The 10,788-nt window shown below is 67.0% G+C and carries 11 protein-coding genes; 7 read left to right on the forward strand and 4 right to left on the reverse strand.

Features of this window, described 5'->3' with window-relative positions; genetic code table 11:
• Positions 1-12: 12 nt before the first annotated feature.
• Positions 13-906 carry a LysR family transcriptional regulator gene (locus tag AC2VOG_RS10860; protein WP_486939900.1) on the reverse strand — a complete coding sequence of 298 codons (894 nt, stop codon included), beginning with the start codon at positions 904-906 and terminating at the stop codon, positions 13-15.
• Positions 907-1,069: 163 nt separating this feature from the next.
• On the opposite strand from AC2VOG_RS10860, the gene AC2VOG_RS10865 reads away from it, so the two are divergent.
• Together AC2VOG_RS10865 and AC2VOG_RS10870 are read left to right on the forward strand one after the other, a co-directional pair.
• The gene (locus AC2VOG_RS10865) at positions 1,070-1,972 is read left to right on the forward strand and encodes an SDR family oxidoreductase (protein ID WP_486939901.1); all 903 of its coding nucleotides are present in this window, start codon (positions 1,070-1,072) and stop codon (positions 1,970-1,972) included.
• Positions 1,972-2,724, forward strand: a complete 753-nt coding sequence (locus AC2VOG_RS10870) for an LLM class flavin-dependent oxidoreductase (protein ID WP_486939902.1) — start codon at positions 1,972-1,974, stop codon at positions 2,722-2,724. Before AC2VOG_RS10865 ends, AC2VOG_RS10870 begins: the two co-directional genes overlap by 1 nt.
• Here AC2VOG_RS10870 and AC2VOG_RS10875 read toward each other — a convergent pair.
• On the reverse strand, positions 2,721-3,173 hold the full coding sequence (locus tag AC2VOG_RS10875) for a TIGR03618 family F420-dependent PPOX class oxidoreductase (RefSeq protein ID WP_486939903.1): 453 nt from the start codon (positions 3,171-3,173) through the stop codon (positions 2,721-2,723). The genes AC2VOG_RS10870 and AC2VOG_RS10875 overlap by 4 nt on opposite strands.
• A 35-nt stretch (positions 3,174-3,208) precedes the next feature.
• Positions 3,209-4,225 carry a 2Fe-2S iron-sulfur cluster-binding protein gene (locus AC2VOG_RS10880; protein ID WP_486939904.1) on the reverse strand — a complete coding sequence of 339 codons (1,017 nt, stop codon included), beginning with the start codon at positions 4,223-4,225 and terminating at the stop codon, positions 3,209-3,211.
• A gap of 72 nt (positions 4,226-4,297) precedes the next feature.
• Between AC2VOG_RS10880 and AC2VOG_RS10885 the strand changes: the two genes are divergently transcribed.
• The 5 genes from AC2VOG_RS10885 (at position 4,298) to AC2VOG_RS10905 (ending at position 9,510) form a co-directional block, all read left to right on the forward strand.
• Positions 4,298-5,701 (forward strand): class I adenylate-forming enzyme family protein, encoded by a 1,404-nt coding sequence (locus tag AC2VOG_RS10885; protein WP_486939905.1) that lies wholly within the window; start codon positions 4,298-4,300, stop codon positions 5,699-5,701.
• The gene (locus AC2VOG_RS10890; RefSeq protein ID WP_486939906.1) at positions 5,679-6,584 is read left to right on the forward strand and encodes an acyl-CoA dehydrogenase family protein; all 906 of its coding nucleotides are present in this window, start codon (positions 5,679-5,681) and stop codon (positions 6,582-6,584) included. The genes AC2VOG_RS10885 and AC2VOG_RS10890 overlap by 23 nt, the downstream gene beginning before the upstream one ends.
• On the forward strand, positions 6,571-7,653 hold the full coding sequence (locus tag AC2VOG_RS10895; protein WP_486939907.1) for an acyl-CoA dehydrogenase family protein: 1,083 nt from the start codon (positions 6,571-6,573) through the stop codon (positions 7,651-7,653). Before AC2VOG_RS10890 ends, AC2VOG_RS10895 begins: the two co-directional genes overlap by 14 nt.
• 63 nt (positions 7,654-7,716) lie before the next feature.
• Complete coding sequence (locus AC2VOG_RS10900) at positions 7,717-8,484, forward strand: enoyl-CoA hydratase/isomerase family protein (protein ID WP_486939908.1); 768 nt, start codon at positions 7,717-7,719, stop codon at positions 8,482-8,484.
• Between the two features lie 183 nt (positions 8,485-8,667).
• Positions 8,668-9,510 (forward strand): SDR family oxidoreductase, encoded by an 843-nt coding sequence (locus tag AC2VOG_RS10905; protein WP_486939909.1) that lies wholly within the window; start codon positions 8,668-8,670, stop codon positions 9,508-9,510.
• 8 nt (positions 9,511-9,518) lie between these two features.
• Here the strand turns inward: AC2VOG_RS10905 and AC2VOG_RS10910 are convergent.
• Positions 9,519-10,788 (reverse strand): FAD-binding protein (locus tag AC2VOG_RS10910; RefSeq protein ID WP_486939910.1); only part of this gene is annotated, 1,270 nt, incomplete at its 5' end.

Raw genomic sequence — 10,788 nt, forward strand, 5'->3', positions numbered from 1 at the left:
CAACTGCGCTGATCAGGTCGGCGCGCTGAGATGCTGCCCGGCGAGTTTCCGGAACGCCGCCACCAGTCGGCTGCGGTCGTCGGCGCGGCATGCGACCACCACGTGACTGGGCTCGACGCCCTCGAGCGGAATCGTGGTCAGGTCCGGGCGCAGGGCCCCGATGTGCGGACCCCCGGCCGTGATGGCCACCGCCTGCCCGGCGGCGATCACTTCGAACTTGTCCTCAAGCGCCTCGATGAACGGCCCGCCCGGCGCGCGTCGCCCGTCGGGGCGGGGATCGACGCGCCAGAACGCACTCCACGCCGGGTCTGAGCCGCGGATTTGTGGCATCGGCTCGTCGGCGATGTCCTCGATCGTGATCGACTCTTTGCCGGCCAGCCGATGATCGCGTGGCACCACGACGACTCTCGGCTCGTCGTACAGGATCGTGACGTGTAGCTGATCGGTGGGAAACGGCAGCCGTGTCACCAACGCATCGACCCGGTGATCGAGCAGCGACTGGCGTGCCACGTCCCAGTCCACATGCACGGCGTGCACCTCGGCGTCCGGGTGTTGACGGCGCATCTCCCGCACCGCGGGGGTGACGATCAGACCCATCGTGTAACCAACGGTGATCCGGCTGGGCTGGGCGGCGGCGCGGGTCTGCGCGGCGGCCCGGCCCGCCGCGCGCAGCAGCGCCTTAGCCGCCGGCAGGAAGATCTCGCCTGCTTCGGTGAGTTGCGCGCCCTGCGGGGTGCGGTCCAGTAGCCGGGCGCCGAGTTGCTGTTCAAGTCGCCGGATCTGCCGGCTCAGTGATGGCTGCGCCACCCGCAGGCTCGTGGCGGCGCGGCCGAAGTGGCGGTGTTCGGCCACTTCGACGAAGTAGCGCACCAACCGTAGATCGAGATCGGCGGCCTGGTCATCCATACCCGGATGGTAACTGGTCCTAGCGCGCACCAACCGCCATAAATGACATCGAACTGCAGTGATGCCTGATCTGTATTGAGCTATTCGAAACAGGTCTTGGACGCATTCGGTACGCGGACGGATGGTGGTGTTACCGCCTCACCAACACTTCAGGGAGTTCAACATGCGAGTTTTCGTCACCGGCGCATCCGGTCACATCGGGTCGGCAGTAGTGCCCGAGCTTCTCACGGCCGGGCATCAGGTCGTCGGACTGGCGCGTTCGGACCAATCTGCTGCGGCCCTGGAGGCCCAGGGCGCCGATGTGCATCGTGGCTCGCTCGACGACCTCGACGGTTTGCAAGCCGCCGCCGCCGCGTCCGACGGGGTGATCCACCTGGCCTTCAACCACGACTTCAGCGACTTCCTCGGATCCATCGAGAAGGACCTGCGCGCCGTCGATGCGATCGGCGAGGCGCTCGTCGGCTCCGACAAGCCATTTGTCGGCACGTCAGGAACGTTGATGGTGGCGTTCGTCGAAGGCCGACTCGCGACAGAGGAAGACACCCTGCCCGCCGGACCGCGGGTCGACGCGGAGAACGCGGCAATTGCGTTGGCGCAGCGGGGCGTTCGGTCATCGGTCATCCGGCTCGCACCGCTGGTGCACAGCGACCTGGACCAGCACGGCTTCACCAGCCACATCATCGACTGCGCCCGCAAGGCCGGGGTCTCCGCTTACATCGGCGACGGCGCAAACCGCTGGCCCGCGCTGCACACCCTCGATGCCGCGCGCCTCTACCGGCTGGCTCTGGAGAAAGCGCCGGCGGGCACGCGGTTACACGGCGTCGCCGACGAGGGCGTGCCATTTCGCGACATCGCCGAGGTCATCGGTCGCCGCCTGGACCTCCCGACCAAGAGCATCACCGCCGATGAGGCTGCCGAGCACTTCGGGTTTCTGGCCGCGTTTGCCGGAGCGGACGACGCGACGTCCAGCGAGCTGACCCAGAAGCTGCTCGACTGGAAGCCGGAATACCCGGGGCTGCTTGCCGATCTGGAAGACGACCACTACTTCGCCGAAGTACAGCACTGATGGGGACCGTCGTCGACGCCGCCCGCGAGGCGCTGGGGCCGATCGGGGTGTGCCTGCCGGGTTCGTTGACCGTCGCCATGAACGCCGATCTACAACGCAAAGCCGTGCAGCGACTCGACCTTGCGGGCTATCGCGCGGTCTGGGTCAACGAGACGATCGGCAAGGACGCCTTCGTACAACTCGGCACGCTGCTCGCCGAGAGCGAGCGGATGGTGTTCGGAACCTGCATCGCCAACATCTGGGCGCGTCCGGCGCAGACGATGCATGCCGCGGCGGCTCAACTCGCTGACGCCTACCCGGGCCGGTTCGTGATGGGTCTGGGCGTCGGCTATCCCGAACAGGCCGCCAGCGTCGGGCGGGAATTCGGCCGTCCGCTGGCCGCGATGAGCGACTACATACAGCGGATGGATGAGCCGACCTGGCCGCCCGCCCCTGACGCCGCGTACGCCAGGATCATCGCGGCGAACGGTCCGAAAATGCTGGCGCTGGCAGCCGACATCGCCGACGGGGCATTCCCGGCCGGAATGGCGGCCGAGTTCACCACCCAAGCCAGGAGCACGCTCGGGCCCGACAAGCTCTTGGTCGTCGGGCTGTCACTCGATCCCGACCCGGTGGCGATCAGCGACAGCGCCAGCGAACATCTACGCGCGGGCGCCGACCATGTCGCGATCCTTCCGGCCCTCGGGGGCGACTTCGCCACGGGTATCGATCAGCTCGAGCAGATCGCGCCGGCGCTGACCGGACTCGGCTAGCCCCGACCTGGATTGGTGTAGACGCGGTTTGGTGAGATCAGCACCGCGGTACGGCGTTCCTCGCGCATCACCCGGTCATAGGTGTCCCAGTCGTCGTGGGTGCCGCCGGCCGCGGCGAAGACCTCGCGAAGGATCACCCGCAGCCGCTCGTCGTCCACGTCGGGGTGCGGGTCATCGGGTCCGATCAGCTGCGCCGTTCCTTCGACGGTGGCCCACTGCCAACCGCTGCGGGCAGTGACTGTCGCGCGCGGATCGGCGCGCAGGTGGCCGAGTTTTCGGGCGCTGCCGATCGCGACCAGCCCGACGACCGGTTCGTTGGTCAGCGGATGGGGGAGAACTCCGGCGTTGACGACGGACGCCTGAGCGCTGCCGTCGCGTCGCAGCGTGGTGAATACGACAAGCCCCTGGTCGGCGGAAGCAACATCAGCGAAGGCAGGAAGGTCGGTCATAGGCGATTCAGCCCCGGAATGACGCGTTACATTCCCTACTCGTACAAGACGGTGGTCGACGAGGTGTCGGGCACGGCCTGGCAGGTGAGAATGTAGCCGTCGGCGATCTCGTCGTCTTCGAGCACGTCGTTGGTGCGCATGGTGGCCTCGCCCTCGATCAGCTTGGCCATGCACGTCCCGCAGTTGCCGGCCTCGCAACTGAACGGTGGTGACAGACCGGCCCGTCGCGCGCTCTCCAGCAGCGTCTCGCCGGGCACCCTCGGCACGGTCGCCTTCTTGCGGTCGATCCGGATGGTCACGGTGCCGCCCGCGTCGACGTCGCCGGCGGCTTCGGACACCTCCGGTGCCGGCGCCTTGACCGGCGGCGATGCGTCGAAGTCCTCGATCAGAACGTTCGCGGTATCCGGCAGTGCGGACCGGACCACGGCCATGAAGCCTTCGGGACCGCAGACATAACAGTCGGCACCGGTGTCGTCGCCGACGAACGTCTGCACGTCGGCCGCATCCAGCAAGCCGTGCTCGTCGTCGAGGCGGCGCTGCACCGACAAGCGGCCGGGATAGCGCTGGATCAACTCGTCGAGGACGGTGTCGAAGATGACCGAACCCCGGTCGCGGTCGGCGCACAGAACGCGCACCGCGCGATCGGTGTCCGCCAACGCGCTCTTGGTCAGCGACAGGATCGGTGTGACGCCGCTACCACCGGCGAAGGCCAGCAAAGGCGCTGACGTCGGACTCAGCACAAAGGTGCCCGCCGCCCGGGTCATGGTCAGCTCGTCGCCCTCGACGACGTTGTCCACCAGCCAGTTCGACACCTTGCCCCCGGCCACCCGCTTGACGGTGGTCGCCAGCTCGGTGTCGACCTCCGGTGCGCTCGACATCGAATACGACCGGTACAGCTCCTCGCCGTCGACGATCACCCGGAACGTGCAGAACTGCCCGGCACGATAGGAAAACGGCTGCTCCTCTGGGGCGAGGACATAGGTACGGCTATCGGCGGTCTCCTTGATGATCCGAGTCACCGTGGCCCGCTGGAACACATGGCGTTCCGCCATCCGCACACCTTCCACACTTTGCGTTCTTCACCCGAGAGAATAGTATTCTCTCAAAACGATAGGATCTTCTCAATGTCTGCGACCGCGCTGGTCTTCGAGGAGCGGCACTACACGCTGCCGCAGCTCGAGGCGTTGGCGGACGGTCTGGCCACCAGCTTGCGTGAGCGGGGCGTGACGGCCGGTGAGCGGGTCGCGTTGATGTCGTCCAATCGTCCTGAGTTCGTTGTTGCGCTGCATGCCATCTGGCGGCTGGCCGCTGTCGTCGTGCTGATCAGCCCGGCGTGGAAGCGCCACGAAGTCGAGCACGCCCTGGCGCTGACGAGTCCGGCGCATGCGGTCGGTGACCACGATGTGCTGGCGGCGCTGATGCCGATGCTGCATCTCGATGAGCCCATAGTGCCGGGCGTTGGTGCCTTTGCACCGCCGCTGCTGACAGGTGACGACGCGGTGCTGGTGTTCAGTTCCGGCACGACGGGGCTGCCGAAAGCCGTTCGGCACAACCATCATTCGCTACAGGTAGCGGTGGGACATTGGCGCGCGGCGATGGGGTTGACGGCCCGCGACCGCATTCAAATCACCACACCGCCGTCGCACATCCTCGGCCTACTCAACATCATGACGGCTTTGCAGACCGGCGTGTGGATGCGTTTGCATCGCCGCTTCAACATCGACCGCATGCTGCAACACATCCAGGATGATCAGATAACCGTCGAAATGACTGTCGCACCAATTGCTTTGGCTATCGCATCGCACTCTGATCTCGAATCGTACGATCTGTCCTCGCTGCGATTCCTCATGTGGGGTGCAACGCCTGTCAGCGCCAGCGTTGCCGAGACCGTCACCCGTCGTACCGGCGTCGGGTGGGTACCGGCCTATGGCACCACCGAGTTGCCCGTGATCGCCTGCAACCCGCTCGACGGCGGGCGCCTCGACTCCGTCGGCCGGGCGGTCCCGGGTGTAGCGCTGCGGGTGGTATCGCTGCAGACCGGCGACCCGGTCGGCCCGGGTGAGGTCGGTGAGATTCAGGCGCGATCGGAGTCGCTGATGGCCGGCTACCTACCGGCCGAGGCGACGCGAGATGCCCTGTGTGACAGCTGGTATCGAACCGGTGACATCGGCTATCTGGACGCCGGCGGATGGTTGCGAATTACCGACCGGTCCAAGGAGATGATCAAGGTTCGCGGCTTTCAGGTCGCACCCGCCGAGGTCGAGACCGTCCTGCACGAACACCCCGCGGTCAAGGACTGCGCGGTGTTCGGCGTCGCCGACGGCGACGACGGCGAATTGGTCGTCGCCGCCGTCGCTACGCGCGAACCGGTCGATGCCGCCGAACTCACCGCTCTGGTAGGTGAGCGGCTGGCGTCCTACAAACGTCTGAGTCGTGTCGTGTTCGTGCCTGAAATACCTCGGCTGCCGTCAGGAAAGGTGTTACGCCGAGTTCTCAAGGAGCGCTATGGATGTACGCCTGACAGCTGAACAACAACAACTGCGGGACGCGGCGGCGAAACTTGCCGATGACCTCGGACCCGGGTCCGTGCAGGATCTCGCAAACAGCGAACGAATCGCCAAGATTGACAGACAGATTCAGCTGGCCGGCTGGCGGTCGCTGCGTTCCGACGAAGCATCTGCGGTGGAAGTGGCGATTGTCGCAGAGGAATTCGGCCGCGGTTTGGTGGACACCCCGTTCCTCGGTCCGGTGCTGGCCGATGACCTCGCCCGCCGAGTCGGCGACGACGGTGCCAAGTCCACCATCGCAGTCGACGGCCATGCGATCGACGGGCGGGGTTACCCGCGCGCACTCGCACTCGACGGCACGACGGTGTCGGCCATCGACGTCGGCGCCGCCCTCGATGGCGTCGACCTGACCAGAATCACCGCCGGCCTCAGCGGAACCCCCACGGCGGTAGGCGACCTCGACTCCGACGCGGCGCAGCGCTGGCTCGCCTTGGCCCTGGCCACCACCTCGGCCGACCTGGTCGGCACGGCGCGTGGCGCGCACACACTGGCCGTCGACTACGCGAAAATCCGTGAGCAGTACGGCAAGTCGATCGGCTCGTACCAGGCGATCGCGCACCTGCTCGCCGAGAGCCTGGCCCTGATTGAGGGCTCGGTGAGCATCCTGCGGCACGCCGCCTGGGCGGTCGACGAACTCGACCCGGCCGAGGCCATTCGGGCCGCCCGGTTCGCCAAGGTCTACTGCGCGCGAGCCACCCGGACCGTCTGCGAGACCGCGATTCAGGTGCACGGCGGCATCGGCAACACCTGGGAGTGCCTGGCGCATGTGTTCCTACGCCGTGCGCTCACCTCGACTCACCTGTGGCCCGTCAAGCTGGAGGGGATCAGCGTTGGACTTCCGTGACTCGGTTGATGAAGCCGCCTTCCGCGATCGATTGCGTTCATGGCTTTCGCTGCACGCCAAAGCGTTTCCCAGCTCGGGTGACGAGTACTGGGCGCGTCAGGGCGAATGGCACCGCGCGCTTTACGCGGGGGGGTTCTTCGGGCTGTCCTGGCCGCGCGAATACGGCGGTCAGGAACTTCCGCCGGTGTACGACGTCATCCTCGACGAGGAGCTGGCGCGGGCCGGGGCGCCGCCGCGGCCCAGTCTCGGCTATCTGGTCGCGGGCCTGAGCCGGCACGGCGGCCAGCGACTGTGCAGCCGCTTCCTGCCCGGCATGATCAACGGCACCGAACGTTGGTGCCAGGGCTTCAGCGAACCGGGCTCCGGCTCCGACCTCGCGTCACTGAGCACCACCGCCACCCGCGCGGGCGACAACTACGTGGTCAATGGTCACAAGATCTGGACCAGCTACTCCGATGTCGCCGACTGGTGTCTGCTGCTGGCGCGCACCGAGCCCGACGCCAAGCGACACCGCGGCATCTCGGCGTTCATCATCGCGATGAAACAGTCTGGGGTGCAACAGCGGCCGCTGCAGATGATCAACGGCGTCACCACCGAATTCGGCCAAGTACTATTCGACGGAGCGACCGTGCCGGTCGAGAACATGGTCGGCGCCCCCGGCGAGGGGTGGCCGCTGGCGATGACCGTGGTCGGCCACGAGCGGGAGCCGTCCACACTGGGCTACGCGGCGCGCTACGGCAAGCTCGTTCGCCAGCTCGCCGCCCGCGCCGACGGGTTGGTGAACGAGGAACTCGCTTGGGCCGCTGTGCAAACCGAGATGCTGACCCACCACGTCAGGCGTCGGCTGTCCGAGCAACTCGACGGGATGACGCACACCTCGGACGGATCGCTGGACAAGCTGCTGATGACCTGGGTGGAACAATCGGTGGGCCACGCCGCCCTGGCTGTGGGCGGCATCGACGACCCGAACCTGCTCAGCGCTTACCTCTACAGCCGCGCGCAAAGCGTCATGGGCGGCACGTCGCAGATCCAGAAGAACATCATCGCCGCACGAATCCTGGGATTGTAGGAGTGATCGCGAGCGCGGGCGAAGCCCGGGTGAAGCGGGTCACGACCATAGAAGGAACCTGACATGTACGACATGCCAAAAGAAATCATCGTTGAGGCCGACGGACCGCTGCGGATCATCACGCTGAATCGCCCCGCATCGCTGAACTCGGTCAACGACTCGTTACACCACGGGTTGGCCAAGCTGTGGCAACGATTGAGCGATGACCTGAGCGCTCGGGCCGCAGTGATAACCGGTGCGGGACGAGCGTTTTCGGCTGGCGGCGACTTCGAGTATCTCGAGCAGTTGGCCAACGACGCGGGGCTGCGCGCGACGACCATCATCGACGGCCGCGAAATCGTTCTGGGCATGGCGCGCTGCCGGATTCCGGTCGTCGCTGCGGTCAACGGACCGGCCGTCGGGCTGGGCTGCAGCCTGGTCGCGCTGAGCGACATCGTCTACATCGCCGAAGACGCGTATCTCGCCGATCCGCATGTGCAGGTGGGGTTGGTCGCCGCCGACGGAGGACCGCTGACCTGGCCGCTGCACATCAGCCTGCTGCTGGCCAAGGAGTACGCGCTGACCGGCGCCCGGATCTCCGCGGCCAGGGCCGTCGAACTCGGATTGGCCAACCATGCGGTGGCCGACCCGGTCGGCGAGGCGATCAAGGCTGCGAAGAAAATCCTGGAGTTGCCCCAGCAGGCGGTGGAAAGCACGAAGCGTGTTCTCAACCTGCATCTCGAGCGTGCCGTGCTGGCCACCATCGACTACGCGCTGTCGGCGGAAAGCCAGACGATGCAAACCGAGGATTTCCGGCACATCGTCGCGAAGTTCAACGCCGCCAAGGATTAACGGCCGTCACGCTCGAAGGAGACCCGACTCATCTCGGCGGGGAGCGCAACGCGTGGGCTCACCCAGGCCGCCCGCGCCGCCCTCGACAATGGCCCAACTCAACTACTCTCGCACTGAGAGAATGATGTTCTCATCCCGTCGCAGGAGCGCCGAGGGCCCTGCTTGCCGAATTGGAGACAAGCCGTGAACAACGACGTTCTGGTCATCATCGGGGTTGGCGGCATGGGAGTCGCGGTGGCCCGCCGCTGCGGAGCGGGCCACACTATCGTGCTGGCCGATGTCAACGCCGAAGGCCTCGAGGCCGTCGCTGCCGCGCTTGCCGACGACGGTCATCGCGTGCTGACCCGTCAGGTCGACGTCACCTCCCGCAGTTCGGTGGCCGCGGTCGCCGAAGCGGCCGCGGCGGCCGGGCGGGTCACGTCGGTGGTGCACACCGCGGGCCTGTCACCCCAGCAGGCATCCACCGAGGCGGTGCTGGCTGTCGACCTGTTCGGTGTCGCGCTGAGCATCGACGAATTCGGGAAGGTGATCGCGCCCGGCGGCGCCGGCGTCGTCATCGCCAGCATGGCCGGTCACATGATGCCCCCACCCGATCCCGAGGTCGCGCGACAGCTCGCGAGCCTGCCGGCCGAGGAACTACTCGGTCTGCCGGCCTGCTCGGGCATCACCAGCAGCCAGCTGGCCTATCCGTTTGCCAAGCGGGCCAACCAGATTAGGGTCGCCGCGGCTGCCGGGTCCTGGGGTCAACGCGGGGCCCGGATCAACTCCATCAGCCCGGGTGTCATCTCGACGGCGATGGGACGCCTCGAACTCGACAGCGAATCGGGCCCGCTGATGCGGGCGATGGTAGACAACTCTGGACTCCGTCGCCTCGGCACACCCGACGACATCGCCGCCGCCACGGAGTTCCTGCTCGGCCCCGCCGCGTCGTTCATCACCGGCACCGATCTGCTGGTCGACGGCGGCGTGGTCGCGGCGATCAGCAGCGGCACCATCGATCTGGCGAAAGCGCTCGCCGAGCGCTGACCCGGCAACTAGTCGACCGATTTCCCGGTCGCCGCCGCGTAGCCCGCGCGATAGCCGAAAACCATTGCCGGGCCGATGGTTCCACCGGCTCCTCCGTAGGCACGCCCGGTCACCCCGCCCATCGCGTTGCCGGCGGCGAACAGACCCGGAATCGGTTCGCCGCTGACATGCAGCACGCGGCCGTCGCGGTCGGTGCGCGGGCCGCCCTTGGTGCCCATCGCGCCAACCGATACCGGAACCGCATAAAAGGGGGCGGTGTCCACCGGCCCGAGTGTCTTGGCGGCCGGTGTGGTCGCGTGCTCGTCGCCCCAGTAGCCGTCGTAAGCGCTTGAACCACGGCCGAAATCGGGATCAGTACCCTCACCGACGTTGTGGTTCCAGGCCTCGATGGTGCGGTTGAGCCCGGCGAGGGCGATCCCGGTCTTGGCAGCCAGTTCGCTGAGGTCTCTGGATTCGCAGAACCAGTCCGGAACCGGCCCGTCGGGTTCGACGCCGAGAAACCCATAGCGCTTGAGGTGTTGGGAATCGAACACCATCCACGCCGGGTCGTTGACGTAACCGTCGCGCGGATCGAGGTAGTGGAAAGCGCCGGCCATCGAGTTGTAATCGCACGCCTCGTTGACGAACCGTCGGCCGAGTCGGTTGACCATGATGCTGCGCGGGCGGGTGCGTTCCAGCCGCACACTGCGGCTGCGCTGATACCCGTCGATGGTGTCACCCGGGATCTGCACGATCGGCACCCACCAGGCTTCGCCCATGTTGGCCAGGTCGGCGCCGTGGGCCATCACCATCCGCAGCCCGTCGCCGGTGTTGTTCGGCGGCGAGACGGCACCGTGCATCGGCCCCCGCAGAAAGGCATTGACCAGAGCCGGATTCCACTCGAAACCGCCGGTTCCCACGATCACACCGCGGCGGGCGTGCACACTGAGCCGGCGACCGCCAGCCGAGATGCGCACCCCGACGATTCGCCCGTCGTCGGCGATGAGTTCCTCTGCGCGGCTACTGGTGTGCGGCGTGACGCCGGCATCGAGCAGCCCTTTGAGCAGTCCGGCGATCAGCGCAGTGCCGGCCACGCACAGCTCGGCATTCGGGTCGCCGCCGGTGTACAGGCGGGCCCGCGTCTCGGCGTCGAACCCGACATTGGACCAATCCTGAGGAAAGGCGGTGATCCGGCTGCTCCACGCGCCGAGCTGGTTGAGATCGAACGGCGCCGCGCTCAACGACCGTCCGCCGCCGGGCTGGCCGCCGGGCAGCTCGGGCTTGTAATCCGGGAATCCG

The organism is Mycobacterium sp. TH-M11 (assembly GCF_057473725.1).